Source organism: Streptomyces sp. NPDC053426 (assembly GCF_055585405.1).
On sequence record NZ_JBVJKE010000007.1, the window covers coordinates 138,855 to 154,388 of the forward strand.

Sequence of the window (15,534 nt, forward strand, 5' to 3'; positions counted from 1 at the left end):
GGGCCTCAGCTGTCGGCGTTCAGGACGGCGAGCACCTGCCGGGCCGTCTCCGTGGGCGTGTCGCCGACCCTGACCCCGGCCGCCTCCAACGCCTCCTTCTTCGCCCGCGCCGTACCGGACGACCCTGAGACGATGGCGCCGGCGTGGCCCATGGTGCGGCCCTCGGGTGCGGTGAAGCCGGCGATGTAGCCGACGACCGGCTTGGTGACGTGGTCGCGGATGTACGCCGCCGCGCGTTCCTCCGCGTCGCCGCCGATCTCGCCGATGAGGACGATCAGGTCGGTGTCGGGGTCGTCCTGGAAGGCGGCGAGACAGTCGATGTGGGTGGTGCCGACGACGGGGTCGCCGCCGATGCCGACGCAGGTGGAGAAGCCGGTGTCCCGCAGCTCGTACATGAGCTGGTAGGTGAGCGTGCCGGACTTGGAGACCAGTCCGACGCGGCCCGGCTTGGTGATGTCGGCCGGGATGATGCCGGCGTTGGACTGGCCGGGGGTGATCAGGCCGGGGCAGTTGGGGCCGATGACGCGGGTGCCCCGCTGCCGGGCGTGGGCGAGGAAGGCGACGGAGTCGTGGACGGGGATGCCCTCGGTGATGACGACCGCGAGGCCGATGCCGGCGTCGGCGGCCTCGACGACGGCGTACTTGGCGAAGGCGGGCGGTACGAAGACGACGGTGACGTCGGCTCCCGTCGCGTCCATGCCCTCGGCGACCGAGCCGAAGACGGGGACCGGACGGTCGTCGAAGTCGACGCGGCGGCCCGCTTTGCGCGGGTTGACACCGCCGACGACGTTCGTGCCGGCGGCGAGCATGCGCCGGGTGTGCTTCATGCCCTCGCCGCCGGTCATGCCCTGGACGAGGACCTTGCTCTCCTTGGTGAGGTGGATCGCCATGTCGTCCGGTCTCCTCAGGGTGTGGTGGCGAGGTGGGCGGCCCGGCTCGCGGCGCCGTCCATGGTGACGGCCTGTTCGACGAGCGGGTGCCGGCGCTCGTCGAGAACGGCCCGGCCCCGGGCCGCGTTGTTGCCGTCGAGCCGTACGACGAGCGGTTTGGTCAGCCGTACGGTGTCCAGGGCGCGGACGATGCCGTCGGCGACCGCGTCGCAGGCGGTGATGCCGCCGAAGACGTTGACGAGGACGGACTTCACGGACGGGTCGGAGAGGACGACCGACAGACCGTCCGCCATGATCTGCGCGGAGGCGCCGCCGCCGATGTCGAGGAAGTTGGCGGGGCGGGCTCCGCAGCCGGCCACCACGTCGAGGGTGGACATGACGAGTCCGGCGCCGTTGCCGATGATGCCGACCTCGCCGCCGAGCTTGACGTAGGTGAGGCCCTTCGCGGCCGCGGCGGCTTCCAGCGGGTCGTGGTGGGTGCCGTCCTCGGCTCCCCAACGCGCTTGGCGGAAGACGGCGTTGTCATCGAGGGTGACCTTGCCGTCGAGGGCCATGATGCGGCCGTCGGTGGTGCGGACGAGCGGGTTGACCTCGACGAGCAGGGCGTCCTCGCGGACGAGTACCTCCCAGAGCCGGACGAGGGCGTCGACGGTCTGCGGCGGCAGTCCGGCCGCCTCGGCGATACGGGACGCCGTCGCCGGGGTGACCCCCTCGGCCGGGTCGACGGGGATGCGGGCGACCGCCTCGGGGCGGGTCGCGGCGACCTCCTCGATGTCCATGCCGCCCTCGGCGGAGGCGATGGCGAGGAAGCGACCGGCGGCGCGGTCGAGGACGTAGGAGACGTAGAACTCCTCGGCGATGTCGACGGGCCGGGCCAGCATCACCGTGCCGACCGTGTGGCCCTTGATGTCCATGCCGAGGATCTGACGTGCCGTGAGTTCGGCGGCGGCCGGGTCGGCGGCGAGTTTGACGCCGCCCGCCTTGCCCCGTCCGCCGGTCCTGACCTGCGCCTTGACGACCACTCGGCCGCCGAGCCGGCGGGCGATCTCGCGGGCCTGTTTGGGCGAGTCGGTGACCTCGGCCGACGGCACCACGATGCCGTGTTCTGCGAAGAGTTCCCTTGCCTGGTGTTCGTACAGGTCCATCTCGGCTCCTGTCTGCGAAGTCGCCGGAAGGTCCGGGGAGGGGCCGGAGACCGGCGACCGAAAAGTGCCGCGCACCCCCTGGACACCACCCATCGGATGCGGGATAACAAGCTTCATACAGTATTCGTCGACTGTATGCAATGTACCGCGAGAGCGTTCCCCGCCCCCTAGGAAGGGACAAGGACTTCGCCATGCCCGACGACACCCAGGACGTCATCTCAGGCGGTCATCTCGTCGCCAAGGCCCTCAAGGCCGAGGGCGTCGACCGCATCTACACGCTGTGCGGCGGCCACATCATCGACATCTACGACGGCTGCGTCGACGAGGGCATCGAGGTCGTCGACGTACGGCACGAGCAGGTGGCCGCCCATGCCGCCGACGGCTACGCGCGCGTCACCGGCAAGCCCGGCTGCGCGGTCGTCACCGCAGGGCCGGGGACGACCGACGCCGTCACCGGAGTCGCCAACGCCTTCCGCGCGGAGTCACCGATGCTGCTGATCGGCGGTCAGGGGGCGCTCACCCAGCACAAGATGGGGTCGCTGCAGGACCTGCCGCACGTCGACATGATGAACCCCATCACCAAGTTCGCGGCGGCCGTGCCCGACACGGCGCGTGCGGCGGACATGGTGTCGATGGCCTTCCGCGAGTGCTACCACGGCGCCCCCGGCCCCTCCTTCCTGGAGATCCCGCGCGATGTGCTGGACGCCAAGGTGCCGGTGTCCAAGGCGCGCGTGCCGCGGCAGGGCGCGTACCGGGCGTCGACCCGGTCGGCCGGTGACCCCGAGGCGGTCGAGAGACTGGCCGATCTGCTGGTGCACGCCGAGAAGCCGGCGATCCTGCTCGGCAGCCAGGTGTGGACGACCCGGGGCACCGAGGCGGCCATCGAGCTCGTACGCACGCTGAACGTCCCCGCGTACATGAACGGCGCGGGGCGCGGCACGCTCCCGCCCGGGGACCCGCACCACTTCCAGCTGTCACGGCGGTACGCCTTCTCCAACGCCGACGTCATCGTGATCGTCGGTACGCCCTTCGACTTCCGCATGGGCTACGGCAAGCGGCTCTCCCCCGACGCGACGGTCGTACAGATCGACCTCGACTACCGCACCGTCGGCAAGAACCGCGACATCGACCTCGGGATCGTGGGCGACGCGGGGCTGGTGCTGAAGTCGGTGACCGAAGCGGCCTCCGGGCGGGTGAACGGGGGTGCGTCCAAGCGCAAGGAGTGGCTGGACGAGCTGCGGGCGGCCGAGCAGACCGCCCTGGAGAAGCGGCTGCCGCAGCTCCGGTCGGACGCCTCGCCCATCCATCCGTACCGGCTGGTCAGCGAGATCAACGACTTCCTCACCGAGGACTCGGTCTACATCGGCGACGGCGGCGACATCGTCACCTTCTCCGGGCAGGTCGTGCAGCCCAAGTCACCCGGGCACTGGATGGACCCGGGGCCGCTCGGCACCCTCGGCGTCGGTGTCCCCTTCGTGCTGGCCGCCAAGCAGGCACGGCCCGACAAGGAGGTCGTCGCGCTCTTCGGCGACGGCGCCTTCTCGCTCACCGGCTGGGACTTCGAGACCCTGGTCCGCTACGACCTCCCCTTCGTCGGCGTCGTCGGCAACAACTCCTCGATGAACCAGATCCGCTACGGCCAGGCCGCCAAGTACGGCAAGGAGCGCGAGCGGGTCGGCAACACCCTCGGCGACGTCCGGTACGACGAGTTCGCGCGGATGCTGGGCGGTCACGGCGAGGAGGTCCGCGACCCCGCCGACATCGGCCCCGCGCTGCGCCGGGCCCGCGAGTCCGGCAAGCCGTCGCTGATCAACGTCTGGGTGGACCCCGACGCGTACGCCCCCGGAACCATGAACCAGACCATGTACAAGTGAGGTGCGCCCATGACCCCCAAGGCACTTGAGGGCATCCGCGTCCTGGACATGACGCATGTCCAGTCCGGCCCCTCCGCGACCCAGCTGCTGGCCTGGCTCGGCGCGGACGTCGTCAAACTGGAGGCGCCCACCGGCGACATCACGCGCAAGCAGCTGCGCGACCTGCCGGACGTCGACTCCCTCTACTTCACGATGCTCAACTGCAACAAACGGAGCATCACCCTCAACACCAAGACCGAACGCGGCAAGGAGATCCTCACCGAGCTGATCCGGCGCTCGGACGTCATGGTCGAGAACTTCGGGCCGGGCGCGATCGACCGGATGGGGTTCACCTGGGACCGCATCAGGGAGATCAATCCACGGATCGTCTATGCCTCCATCAAGGGGTTCGGGGACGGCCCGTACACCAACTTCAAGGCGTACGAGGTCGTCGCGCAGGCCATGGGCGGGTCGATGTCGACCACCGGTTTCGAGGACGGGCCGCCGCTGGCGACGGGGGCCCAGATCGGGGACTCGGGCACGGGTGTGCACGCGGTGGCGGGCATTCTCGCCGCGCTGTTCCAGCGGGAGCGCACCGGGCGCGGGCAGCGGGTGAACGTGGCCATGCAGCACGCGGTGCTCAACCTCTGCCGGGTGAAGCTGCGCGACCAGCAGCGCCTGACCCATGGTCCACTCGCCGAATATCCCAACGAGGACTTCGGCGACGAGGTTCCCCGCTCCGGGAACGCGTCCGGCGGAGGCCAGCCGGGCTGGGCGGTGAAGTGCGCGCCGGGCGGCCCGAACGACTACGTGTACGTCATCGTGCAGCCCGTCGGCTGGAAGCCGCTCAGCGAGCTCATCGGCCGGCCCGAGCTGGCCGACGACCCCGAGTGGGCGACGCCGGAGGCGCGGCTGCCCAAGCTGAACAAGATGTTCCAGCTGATCGAGGAGTGGTCCTCGACGCTGCCCAAGTGGGAGGTGCTGGAGCGGCTGAACGCGCACAACATCCCGTGCGGGCCGATCCTGTCCACCAGGGAGATCATCGAGGACCGCTCACTGGTCGCCAACGAGATGGTCGTCACCGTCCCGCACCCCGAGCGCGGCGAGTTCGTCACCGTCGGCAGCCCGCTGAAGCTCTCCGACTCCCCCGTGGACGTGGTCGCCTCCCCGCTGCTCGGCGAGCACAACGCGGAGGTCTACGTCGGTGAACTGGGCCTCGGGGACGAGGAGCTGCGCCTGCTCAAGTCGAGCGGGGTGATCTGACGTGATGGCCGAGGACCGGACGCCGCGGGTCCGCGCGCTGCTGGACTCGGTGCGCGCCGAGGGCCGTACCGCGCTCACCGCGCCCGAGGGCAAGGTGATCGCCGACGCGTACGGGATCGCCGTACCCGGTGAGGAGCTGGCGACGGACGTCGACGAGGCCGTGGCGTACGCGGCGCGGTTCGGCGGGCCCGTCGTGATGAAGATCGTGTCGCCGGACATCCTGCACAAGACCGACGCCGGCGGTGTGATCGTCGGAGTGGAGGGCGCGGCGGACGTACGGGCGGCGTTCCGCCGGATCGTCGAGAACGCGCGGGCGTACGCCCCCGACGCCCGGATCGAGGGCGTGCAGGTGCAGGAGCTGCTGCCGAAGGGACAGGAGGTCATCGTCGGCGCGGTCACCGACCCGACGTTCGGGAAGGTGGTGGCGTTCGGGCTCGGCGGGGTGCTCGTCGAGGTGCTGAAGGACGTCACCTTCCGGCTGGCGCCGGTGGACTCCGACGAGGCGCTGTCGATGCTGGACTCGATCCGGGCGGCGGAGGTCCTGCGCGGGGTGCGGGGCCAGGAGGGCGTGGACCGGTGGGCGGTCGCCGAGCAGATCCGGCGGGTGTCGCAACTGGTGGCGGACTTCCCGGAGATCGCCGAGGTGGACCTCAACCCGGTGATCGCCACCGCGGACGGAGCGGTCGCCGCCGACATCCGCGTGATCCTCTCCGCCGGGACGCCGAAGGAGCGGCGCCGCTACTCGCGCGGGGAGATCCTCACCTCCATGCGGCGGCTGATGCAGCCGCGTTCGGTGGCCGTGATCGGGGCCTCCAACGAGCCCGGCAAGATCGGCAACTCGGTGATGCGCAACCTCGTCGACGGCGGTTTCGCCGGGGAGATCCATCCGGTGAACCCCAAGGCCGATGACATTCTGGGCCGCAAGGCGTACAAGAGTGTCACCGACGTGCCCGGTGAGGTGGACGTGGCGGTCTTCGCGATCCCCGCCAGGTTCGTGGCCCAGGCGCTGGAGGAGGTGGGGCGCAAGCGGATCCCGAACGCCGTACTGATCCCCTCCGGGTTCGCGGAGACCGGTGAGCACGGACTCCAGGACGAGATCGTGGCGATCGCCGAGCGGCACGGCGTCCGGCTGCTCGGGCCCAACATCTACGGCTACTACTCCACCTGGCAGGACCTGTGCGCCACGTTCTGCACGCCCTACGACGTCAAGGGCGGGGTGGCGCTGACCAGCCAGTCGGGCGGCATCGGGATGGCCGTCCTGGGCTTCGCGCGGACCACCAGGACGGGAGTGTCGGCGATCGTCGGCCTCGGCAACAAGTCGGACCTGGACGAGGACGACCTGCTGACCTGGTTCGGCGAGGACCCGCGCACCGAGTGCATCGCGATGCACCTGGAGGACCTCAAGGACGGGCGCGCGTTCGTCGAGGCCGCGCGGGAGACCGTGCCGAAGAAACCGGTCGTGGTGCTGAAGGCGGGGCGTACGGCGGCGGGCGCGAAGGCCGCGGGCTCGCACACCGGCGCGCTGGCGGGCGACGACGCGGTGTACGACGACATCCTGCGGCAGGCGGGCGTCATCCGGGCGCCGGGCCTGAACGACATGCTGGAGTACGCGCGCGCGTTGCCGGTGCTGCCCACTCCGCGGGGCGACAACGTGGTGATCATCACCGGGGCCGGCGGCAGCGGGGTGCTGCTGTCGGACGCGGTGACGGACAACGGGCTGTCGCTGATGGAGATCCCGCCCGACCTGGACGCGGCGTTCCGGGAGTTCATCCCGCCGTTCGGGGCCGCGGGCAACCCCGTGGACATCACCGGCGGGGAGCCGCCCTCGACGTACGAGGCGACGATCCGGCTGGGTCTTCAGGACCCGCGCATCCACGCGCTGGTGCTCGGTTACTGGCACACGATCGTCACTCCTCCCATGGTGTTCGCGGAACTCACCGCGCGGGTGGTGGCGGAGTTCCGGGAGCGCGGGATCGAGAAGCCGGTGGTGGCGTCCCTGGCGGGCGACGTGGAGGTGGAGGAGGCCTGCCAGTACCTCTTCGAGCGCGGGGTCGTGGCGTACCCGTACACCACCGAGAAGCCGGTGGCCGTGCTGGGCGCCAAGTACCGGTGGGCGCGGGCCGCCGGACTGTCGGGGGGCGGTTCATGAGGTGAGGCCGCGAGGGGCCGGCCGACGGGTGCGCGTCGGCCGGCCCCGGGGACCCGCGCGCGCACGAAAGGCATTGGACAGGGGGCGCTGGCCAGAACTTTCGACGCTAGGGGTGCAAACGACATGACAACCACCGATGTCACACGGGTCGCGGCCTACCGGGAGGTGACCGACAGGAACGGACGCGTCTACCGCGTGGGCGAGTCCGACATCGACATCATGGGGCGCAAACGCAAGTGGATGGTGATCCTGCCCTGGATCGGCATGATGGGCATCTCCTCCGCCGAGTACGCGTTCGCGTCCGCCGAGGACACGCTCCACGAGGCCCACCACTGGTCCAGCGGCAGCATCTACTGGATGATGACCGCCTGGGTGTTCTGCCAGGCCGCGGTCGCCTTTCCGGCGGGACGGCTGCGGGAGAGCGGCAGACTGCCCGCGCGGTGGGCGATGATGCTGGGCTCGGCCGGCACGCTGCTCGGCTATCTGTCGCTGGCGTTCGCGCCGCACGTCGCGCTCGCCTTCATCGGGTTCGGCGTGTTCAGCGGCATGGGCGCGGGCATGGTGTACGCGACCTGCGTCAACATGGTCGGCAAGTGGTACCCGGAGCGCAGGGGCGGCAAGACCGGCTTCGTCAACGGCGGTTTCGCCTACGGCTCGGTGCCGTTCGTCTTCATCTTCCACGGCTACATGGACGGCTCCAACTTCCGCTGGGTGCTGGTCTCGGCGGGTGTCTTCCTCGCCGCGACGGTGGCTCTCGCCGGCTTCTACTTCCGGGACCCGCCGAAGAACTGGTGGCCGGCCGCCGTCGACCCGCTGAACCCGCCGGACGACCCGCGGGCCCGGCGTTCGCTGGAGAAGAACCCCCCGGCCGTCAAGCAGTACTCCCCGATGGAGGCGTGGAAGACCGGACGGGTGGCGCTGATGTGGTTCTGTCTCGCCTGTACCTCCGGCGTGAACATCTTCGGCATCGCCTTCCAGGTCGACATCGGTGAGGACGCGGGCTTCGCGGCCGGCATCGTGGCCACCGCGATGTCGCTGAAGGCGATCGTCAACGGCACCGGGCGCGGCGTCATCGGCTGGCTCTCCGACCTCTACGGCCGCAAGCGGTGCCTGCTCTACGTGTGCGCGATCCTGGGCCTCGCCCAGTTCGGCATCATCTGGTCGGCCGAGATCAAGAACCTGCCGCTGTTCCTGGTCTTCTCCGCCGTCTCCGGCTTCGGCGGCGGTGCCATCTTCCCGATGTTCGCCGCGCTGACGGCGGACTACTTCGGTGAGAACAACAACGCCACCAACTACGGGATGGTCTACAGCTCCAAGCTCGTCTCCGGTCTGGGCGCGGGCATGGGGGCCGTGGTCGTCGGCGCCTGGGGCTACAACGGCGCCTTCACCCTGGCGGGCTGCATCTCGATCTTCGCCGGGTTCGTGGCGCTGTTCCTGCAACCACCGGGACGCTCGAAGAACAAGCACGTCACGCCCAACCCCCGGCCGCTCGGCGAGGGATGACCTGACGAAGCCTCCCCCGCACGGACCGGGCGGCCCCTCCCACAGCACGCGGGAGGAGCCGCCCGGTCCGTGTTCCGGGTCAGCGGCGCCGCTTGCGCAGGGCCGCCATGTTGTCGTAGCTGATCTTGGCCTCGCGCAGCGACTGCGCGGGGTCGGTGGCGCTCGGGGAGTTGTCGTCCTCGACCATCGGGTTGTGGTAGTTCCGCTCGCCGACCCGCGAGAAGAACGTCGTGTAGTCGATGACGCCGGTCCCGAAGGGCACCATGTCGTAGCCCATGCCGTTGGTCGTGCTGACGACGCCGTCCTTGGCGTGGAACAGCGGGTAGCGCTTGTTGTTGCGGGCGACCAGGCCGGCCGGGTCGAAGACGTTCTTCCTGGTCGAGCCGTCGTGGGCGGTGTACGTGTGGAACTTGTACTGGGCGACGTGCGCCCAGAAGATGTCCATCTCCAGCCAGACGAGCCTGGGGTCGGTGACCTTGAGGAAGTACTCGAGCTTCCGGATGCCGGAGCTGCGGGTCGGCCGGCCCTGGTCGTCCAGCGGGCCGCCGTCGAGCAGGAAGCCGTAGGCGCTGTCGTGGTTGTGGGTGTAGAGCTTGATGCCCTCGCGGCGGGCGATCGCACCGAGGGCGTTCCACTTGTCGGCGGCCACGTCCCAGTCGGCGCGGTAGGAGCTGCCGGTGGGGTCGCCGCCGGTGCCCATGTGGTCCATGCCGATGATGTTGGCGATCTCCAGGTGCTTCTTGAAGGTGTCCAGGTCCGCGGTGGTGAGCGGCCAGGACGGCGGGATGAAGCCGTGGTTGCCCTGGGCGCGCAGACCGTGGTCGTCGAGCCAGCAGCGCAGCAGCTTCGCGCCCTCGATGCTTTCCAGGTCGGCGCCGCCGGGTGCGTTCGCGTGCTGGCGGTAGCCGGCGAACTCCACCTGGCGGTAGCCGTGGCGGGAGAGCTGCTTGAACACCTCGCGGAAGCCGGAGGGCAGGTCCGTGGCGAGCGGGTCGCGGGCGGTGGCGTCACGGACGGTGTAGAGGATGATGCCGCGCTTGTGCGGCGGGACGAGCACCTGCCCGCGTCCGTGCCCGTGGTCGTGGTCTCTGTCCCGGTCGTGGGCCAGGGCTGGGGCGGCGCCGAAGACGGGGGCGGCGACGGCTCCGGCCGCCACGGCGGTGCAGGTGCTGAGGAAGCGGCGCCGGTCCACACCGAGGGTGCGGCGCAGTCCCTCGTCCGGGGCGTCGGCGGCTTCGGTGCGTGAAGGGGCGGAGTACGGGGTCACGAGTGGCCTGCCTTCTCGGTCGTGGCCGGTTCCGGTCCCGCCGGGACCGGCCGTTGTCAGTGCCGTGTGTTTCACTCTCGGTAGTCGGATCTCGGAGGGCCGTGCCGGGTGGCGCGTCAGCCGAGTCCGGCCAGCCGGAGCAGGAGTTGTTTGACATCGGTGGCCGCGACGCGGTCTCCGACAGCGCGGGGGGTGGAGCAGATGAGGAGCGGACCGTCGTCGTCGCTCGCGGGGAGGCGGCCGTGGCTGCCGCGAACAGGTGAGGGGTCCAGGGGCACGACCGCCATGCGGTAGCGCATGCCGAGTTTCTTGCGGGCCAGGGCGGTGGCCGCCTTGACCTTGACGTAGGGGTCGAGGGGATCCATGAAGAGTTCGACCGGGTCGTAGCCGGGTTTGCGGTGGATCTCGACGAGCTGCGCGAAGTCGGGAGCGCGGTCGTCGTCGAGCCAGTAGTAGTACGTGAACCAGGCGTCGGGTTCGGCGACGGCGACGAGTTCGCCGGCGCGCGGGTGGTCGAGGTGGTGGGTCTTCTTGCCCTCGTCGTCGAGGAGTTGCTCGATGCCGGGCAGTCCGTCGAGGGCGGCGCGGGTGGCGTCGAGGTCCTCGGGGCGGCGCACGTAGACGTGCGCGAGCTGGTGGTCGGCGACCGCGAAGGCGCGGGAGGCCATCGGGTCGAGGTACTCCATGCCGTCCTGGGTGTGGACCTCGAGGAGGCCGGCGCGGCGCAGGGCGCGGTTGATGTCCACGGGCCGGTTCACGCGGGTGATGCCGTACTCGGACAGGGCGACGACGGTACGGCCCTCGGCGCGGGCGTCGTCCAGCAGCGGGGCCAGGGCGGCGTCGAGGTCGGCGGCCGCTTGCAGGGAGCGCGGGTCGTCGGGGCCGAAGCGCTGCAGGTCGTAGTCGAGGTGAGGGAGGTAGCAGAGGGTCAGGTCGGGGTGGCGGGTGCGCATGATGTGGCGGGTGGCGTCGATGATCCACTGGCTGGAGACCAGGTCGGCGCCGGGACCCCAGAAGTGGAAGAGGGGGAAGGTGCCGAGTTTCTCGGTGAGTTCGTCGTGCAGGGCGGGCGGCCGGGTGTAGCAGTCGGGTTCCTTGCGGCCGTCGGCGTAGTAGACGGGGCGGGGGGTGACGGTGATGTCGGTGTCCGCGCCCATGGCGTACCACCAGCAGATGTTGGCGACGGTGTAGCCGGGGTGGGCGCGGCGGGCGGCGTCCCAGAGCTTGTCGCCGGCGACGAGGCCGTTGTGCTGCCGCCACAGCAGTACGTCGCCGAGCTCGCGGAAGTACCAGCCGTTGCCGACGATGCCGTGCTCCGAGGGCATGGTGCCGGTGAGGAAGGTGGACTGGGCGGCGCACGTCACGGCCGGCATGACGGTGCCGAGCGGGGCACGGGAGCCGGACCGGCCGAGCGACTTGAGGTGGGGCATGTGGTCGAGGAGACGGGGGGTGAGGCCCACGACGTCGAGGACGAGCAGGGGGGTGGGGTCGGTCATGGGAGCTCCTTCAGGCCGAGGTCCGTCAGGAGGTCGCGGGCCAGGGTGAGTTCGGCGGCGATGCCGTCGGCGAGCTGGGTGCGGCCGCGGGGGCGCAGCTCGGGCGGGAGGGCCTGCCAGGTGTAGGTCTCGACCTCGAGGTGGCGGGTGAGGGGGTGCGGGCCACCGACCAGCCGGGTCAGGACGGATTTCAGGACGGGCAGCGTGGAGGTGAGGGGCGCGGTGGGGGCCGCGTGCAGCGGGACGTGGAAGTGGGAGCGCCAGGGCGCCGCGTCGGGCAGGGCGTCGCCGGCCAGGGCCTCGTCGAGGTCGTCGGTGCCGCGCAGTCCGGCGAGGGTGGAGGTGCGCGTCTGGTGCAGGAAGCGGGGTTCGGCGAAGGCGGCCAGGGCCTCGCGGACCTCGGTGAGGTGGGGCTGTTCGGCGTGCAGGGCGGCGGAGAGCTGGGACTTGACCACGGGCACACCGGCCCGGGTGAGGTCGTCCAGGGCGGTGTGCGGGTCTTCGAAGGAGGTGGCGAGGTGGCAGGTGTCGACACAGATGCCGACGCGGTCGTGGGCGATCGCGGTGAGCGGGGCGATGGCGTCCCGGGTGGTCTCGACGACGCAGCCGGGTTCCGGTTCCAGGGCGACGCGGATGGAGCGTCCGGTCAGTTCCTGGAGGGCGTCGAGGCGTTCGGCGAGGGTGCGCAGGGCGGTGCGGGCCGTCTGTGCGCGCTGCTCGTCGTAGGCGGTGCGCCAGGCGAGCGGCAGGGTGGAGATGCTGCCGTCGGTGACGTCGTCGGGGAGCAGTCCGGCGAGGACGCGGGCCAGGGAGGTGGTGTGCTCCAGGCGCTCGGGGTCGGCCCAGTCCGGTTTGTAGACGCGGTACTTGACCTCCTCGGCGCCGAAGCCCTCGTAGGGGAAGCCGTTGAGGGTGACGACCTCCAGGCCGCGCCGGTCGAGTTCGCAGCGCAGTCCGCGCAGGGCGGCGGGGTCGGTGACGAGGGCGTGCGCGGCGTCCTTGGCGAGCCACAGGCCGATGCCGAGCCTGTCCCGGCCGAGGCGGCGGCGGACCGGTTCGCAGTGGTCGCGGAGCTGGGCGAGGACGCCGTCCAGGGTTTCGGCGGGGTGCACGTTGGTGCAGTAGGCGAGGTGGACGGTGGAGCCGTCGGGGTGGCGGAAGCGCATGGCTCACGCCTCCGTGGCGGGGGCGCCGGCCGGCTGGGGCTCGTCTCTCGGCGCGCCGCGCAGGATGGAGTTGCCCTCGTGGGTGGCGTCGGTGGCGTCGACGTCGAGGTTCAGTCGGCCGCTGAGCCCGTAGAAGGCGACGGGGTTGCGCCACAGCACCCGGTCGACGTCGTCCTCGGTGAAGCCCTCGGCGAGCATCAGGTCGGCGACCTTGCGGGTCTTGAGGGGGTCGCTCCTGCCCCAGTCGGCGGCGGAGTTCACCAGGACCTGCTCGGGACCGTAGGCGCGCAGGATGGCGACCATCCGCTCCTCGTCCATCTTGGTGTCGGGATAGACGGAGAAGCCGAGCCAGGCGCCGCTGTCCTTGGCCTCCTTGACGGTGGTCTCGTTGAGGTGGTCGACCAGGACGCGGTCGGTGGGCAGGGCGGACTCGCGGACCACGTCCAGGGTGCGGCGCAGTCCGGCGAGCTTGTCGCGGTGCGGGGTGTGCACCAGCGCGGGCAGGCCGTGGTCGGCGGCGAGCTGGAGCTGGGCGGCGAGGGCGGTGTCCTCGGCGGGGGTCATGGAGTCGTAGCCGATCTCGCCGACGGCCACCACGTTGTCCTTGACGAGATACCGGGGCAGCGCGTCGAGGACGGGCGTGCAGCGCGGGTCGTTCGCCTCCTTGGGGTTGAGGGCGAGCGTGCAGTGGTGGGCGATGCCGTACTGGGCGGCGCGGAAGGGTTCCCAGCCGAGGAGGGCGTCGAAGTAGTCGAGGAAGGAGGCCGGGGAGGTGCGGGGCTGGCCGAGCCAGAAGGAGGGCTCGACGACGGCGCGGACGCCCGCGGCGTACATGGCCTCGTAGTCGTCGGTGGTGCGCGACGTCATGTGGATGTGGGGGTCGAAGATGCGCATCAGGACTCCTTGCCGTGGGGGTCGTCCGTGCCGTGCGGCGGGGTGGCGGGGGCGGACTCGGTCAGGGCCAGGACGCGGTGCAGGTCCTCGGGGACGGTGCGGCCGGCGGCGGTGCGTTCCGCGGCGTAGTCGCCGAGCATGCGGGCGAGTTCGCCGTCGCCCCGGGCGCGCCGGGCCAGGTCCGCCACGTGGCCGAGGCCGACACCGGTGAACAGGCACTTCAGGACCGCGTGCCGCCAGGCGTGGGCGTCCAGGTGCCGGGCGGCGTAGGGGCCGAGGGCGGCGGCGACGAGCCGGGTGTCGTTGGTGCGCAGGGCGTCCTCGACGAGCGGGAGGGCGTCGGGGCCGTCGGGCACGAGGTGCGGCAGGGCGTGCAGGACGGCGCGGCGTTCGTCGGCGGTGCCCTGGAAGTAGACCCGGGTCAGGGCTTCGGCGTCGGCGTGGGCCGCGTGCAGGATGAGGACGCGGGCGGCGTCGGCGTGGGCGGGACCGCAGCGGCGGCCGGCCTCGGCCAGGCGCAGCTCCCACACGGAGATGGGCCCGTGGGTGCCGGGGTGGGCGGCGGCCTCGTCCAGGGCCTGGTCGAGCCAGGCGCGGGCGGCTCCGCCCAGCCGGCCGGCGAGGCGGCGGCGCAGTTCGGCGGGCGGGGTGAGGGCGGGGGTGGTGCCGTCACCGGGGATCTCCGGTCCGCCGGTGGTGTCCGCCTCCGGGGTGGCCGGGGTGACATGGGGGCGGGTCATGGGGTTCTGCTCCCTTCGGGGGTGGCGGAGGGATCGCCGTGCGGTGGGACGGGGACGGAAGGGGCGGCGCGGCGGAGGAACGGGAGGGAGCGGGCGGCGAAGTGAGGGCCGGCGTGGGAGTGGCGGGGCAGTTCGACGACCGTCAGGCCCTGGTAGCCGGTGGCGGCGAGGGCCTCGAGGACGGGCGGGAAGTCGATCTCTCCGTCGCCGAAGGGGAGGTGTTCGTGGACGCCTCGGCGCATGTCCTCGATCTGGACGTGGCGCAGCCAGGGGGCGGCGTCGCGTACGCAGTCGGCGGGCGGGAGGGGTTCGAGGCACTGGCAGTGGCCGATGTCCAGGGTGAGGCCGAGGGGCTCGGGATCGCCGAGCGTGCGGCGCAGGTGGTGGAAGTCGGCGAGGGTGGCGAGGAGGTGGCCGGGTTCGGGTTCGACGGCGAGGGGGACGCCGGCGGTGGCGGCGGCGTCCAGGACGGGGGCGAGGGTCTCGGCGAGGCGTTTCCAGGCGGTGTCCTCGTCGGTGCCGTCGGGGACGATGCCGCTGAAGCAGTGCACGGCGTGCGCGCCGAGGTCGGCGGCGACACGGACGGCGCGCAGGAGGAGGCCGACGCGACGGGCGCGGTCGTCCGGGTCGGGGTCCAGCAGCGAGGGGCCGTGCTTGCGGCGGGGGTCGAGCACATAGCGGGCGCCGGTCTCCACGGTCACGCCGAGCCCGAGCTCGTCGAGACGGTGCGCGACCCGGCGGGTGCGGGCGGCGAGGTCCGGGGCGAGCGGATCGAGGTGCATGTGGTCGAGGGTCAGGCCCACACCGTCGTAGCCGAGGTCGGCGAGGAGGGCGAGGGCGTCGTCGAGGCGGAGGTCGGCGAGGCCGTTGGTGCCGTAGCCGAAACGGAGGGGGGTACGGGCACTCCGGTTCACGTCACGGTCCCCGTCCGCGTGTGCGGCTCGGCTCACGTCCCGGCTCGTGCTCCGGCCCGGGCCATGACCGTCGCCGCTCCCCTCCCGGGCCGGGCGACCCGTCACCTCCTGACTCGCCTCCACGACCGGAACACGACCGCCCCCGGTCGCGTCCTGGCTCGCGTACCGGGCCGGGCCGCCGCTCGTGTCCCGGCTCGCCTCCGGGGCCGGGACACGGACGTCCTCGGGCGTCTGCCGGCTCGCGCCCTGGTTCG

12 protein-coding genes are annotated in these 15,534 nt (G+C 71.5%); 4 read left to right on the top strand and 8 right to left on the bottom strand.

Features of this window, described 5'->3' with window-relative positions:
- Positions 1–5 precede the first annotated feature (5 nt).
- Both sucD and sucC read right to left on the bottom strand, forming a co-directional pair.
- A complete protein-coding gene (gene sucD / locus ACZ62B_RS16335) occupies positions 6–890 on the bottom strand; it encodes a succinate--CoA ligase subunit alpha (RefSeq protein WP_469690813.1) in 885 nt (294 codons plus the stop codon).
- 14 nt (positions 891–904) lie between these two features.
- Complete coding sequence (sucC, locus tag ACZ62B_RS16340; protein WP_469690814.1) at positions 905–2,035, bottom strand: ADP-forming succinate--CoA ligase subunit beta; 1,131 nt, start codon at positions 2,033–2,035, stop codon at positions 905–907.
- Positions 2,036–2,226: 191 nt separating this feature from the next.
- On the opposite strand from sucC, the gene ACZ62B_RS16345 reads away from it, so the two are divergent.
- From ACZ62B_RS16345 to ACZ62B_RS16360, 4 genes are all read left to right on the top strand, one after another.
- Positions 2,227–3,909, top strand: a complete 1,683-nt coding sequence (locus ACZ62B_RS16345) for a thiamine pyrophosphate-binding protein (protein WP_468877708.1) — start codon at positions 2,227–2,229, stop codon at positions 3,907–3,909.
- A 9-nt stretch (positions 3,910–3,918) separates the two neighbouring features.
- Positions 3,919–5,151, top strand: coding sequence for a formyl-CoA transferase (frc, locus tag ACZ62B_RS16350; protein WP_468877711.1), 1,233 nt, complete (start codon positions 3,919–3,921; stop codon positions 5,149–5,151).
- Between the two features lie 4 nt (positions 5,152–5,155).
- Positions 5,156–7,300 (top strand): acetate--CoA ligase family protein, encoded by a 2,145-nt coding sequence (locus ACZ62B_RS16355; protein WP_469690816.1) that lies wholly within the window; start codon positions 5,156–5,158, stop codon positions 7,298–7,300.
- A 123-nt stretch (positions 7,301–7,423) separates the two neighbouring features.
- Positions 7,424–8,803, top strand: coding sequence for an OFA family MFS transporter (locus tag ACZ62B_RS16360; protein WP_468877716.1), 1,380 nt, complete (start codon positions 7,424–7,426; stop codon positions 8,801–8,803).
- A gap of 79 nt (positions 8,804–8,882) precedes the next feature.
- Here ACZ62B_RS16360 and ACZ62B_RS16365 read toward each other — a convergent pair whose 3' ends face one another.
- From ACZ62B_RS16365 to ACZ62B_RS16390, 6 genes are all read right to left on the bottom strand, one after another.
- Positions 8,883–10,070 carry a sugar phosphate isomerase/epimerase family protein gene (locus tag ACZ62B_RS16365; protein WP_344558387.1) on the bottom strand — a complete coding sequence of 396 codons (1,188 nt, stop codon included), beginning with the start codon at positions 10,068–10,070 and terminating at the stop codon, positions 8,883–8,885.
- A gap of 116 nt (positions 10,071–10,186) precedes the next feature.
- Positions 10,187–11,566, bottom strand: coding sequence for a nucleotide pyrophosphatase/phosphodiesterase family protein (locus tag ACZ62B_RS16370; protein ID WP_468719052.1), 1,380 nt, complete (start codon positions 11,564–11,566; stop codon positions 10,187–10,189).
- On the bottom strand, positions 11,563–12,732 hold the full coding sequence (gene eboE, locus ACZ62B_RS16375) for a metabolite traffic protein EboE (RefSeq protein ID WP_344558383.1): 1,170 nt from the start codon (positions 12,730–12,732) through the stop codon (positions 11,563–11,565). The genes ACZ62B_RS16370 and eboE overlap by 4 nt, the downstream gene beginning before the upstream one ends.
- A gap of 3 nt (positions 12,733–12,735) precedes the next feature.
- The gene (locus ACZ62B_RS16380; RefSeq protein ID WP_344558372.1) at positions 12,736–13,626 is read right to left on the bottom strand and encodes a TatD family hydrolase; all 891 of its coding nucleotides are present in this window, start codon (positions 13,624–13,626) and stop codon (positions 12,736–12,738) included.
- Complete coding sequence (locus ACZ62B_RS16385) at positions 13,626–14,366, bottom strand: EboA domain-containing protein (RefSeq protein ID WP_468719047.1); 741 nt, start codon at positions 14,364–14,366, stop codon at positions 13,626–13,628. The genes ACZ62B_RS16380 and ACZ62B_RS16385 overlap by 1 nt, the downstream gene beginning before the upstream one ends.
- On the bottom strand, positions 14,363–15,316 hold the full coding sequence (locus ACZ62B_RS16390; protein WP_468719139.1) for a sugar phosphate isomerase/epimerase family protein: 954 nt from the start codon (positions 15,314–15,316) through the stop codon (positions 14,363–14,365). Before ACZ62B_RS16390 ends, ACZ62B_RS16385 begins: the two co-directional genes overlap by 4 nt.
- Positions 15,317–15,534: the final 218 nt, after the last annotated feature.

Excerpts from the sequence above, each read along its gene's own strand:
- sucD (WP_469690813.1), bottom strand. The coding sequence starts at position 890 with ATGGCGATCCACCTCACCAAGGAGAGCAAGGTCCTCGTCCAGGGCATG.
- sucC (WP_469690814.1), bottom strand. The coding sequence starts at position 2,035 with ATGGACCTGTACGAACACCAGGCAAGGGAACTCTTCGCAGAACACGGC.
- ACZ62B_RS16345 (WP_468877708.1), top strand. The coding sequence starts at position 2,227 with ATGCCCGACGACACCCAGGACGTCATCTCAGGCGGTCATCTCGTCGCC.
- frc (WP_468877711.1), top strand. The coding sequence starts at position 3,919 with ATGACCCCCAAGGCACTTGAGGGCATCCGCGTCCTGGACATGACGCAT.
- ACZ62B_RS16355 (WP_469690816.1), top strand. The coding sequence starts at position 5,156 with ATGGCCGAGGACCGGACGCCGCGGGTCCGCGCGCTGCTGGACTCGGTG.
- ACZ62B_RS16360 (WP_468877716.1), top strand. The coding sequence starts at position 7,424 with ATGACAACCACCGATGTCACACGGGTCGCGGCCTACCGGGAGGTGACC.
- ACZ62B_RS16370 (WP_468719052.1), bottom strand. The coding sequence starts at position 11,566 with ATGACCGACCCCACCCCCCTGCTCGTCCTCGACGTCGTGGGCCTCACC.
- eboE (WP_344558383.1), bottom strand. The coding sequence starts at position 12,732 with ATGCGCTTCCGCCACCCCGACGGCTCCACCGTCCACCTCGCCTACTGC.
- ACZ62B_RS16380 (WP_344558372.1), bottom strand. The coding sequence starts at position 13,626 with ATGCGCATCTTCGACCCCCACATCCACATGACGTCGCGCACCACCGAC.
- ACZ62B_RS16385 (WP_468719047.1), bottom strand. The coding sequence starts at position 14,366 with ATGACCCGCCCCCATGTCACCCCGGCCACCCCGGAGGCGGACACCACC.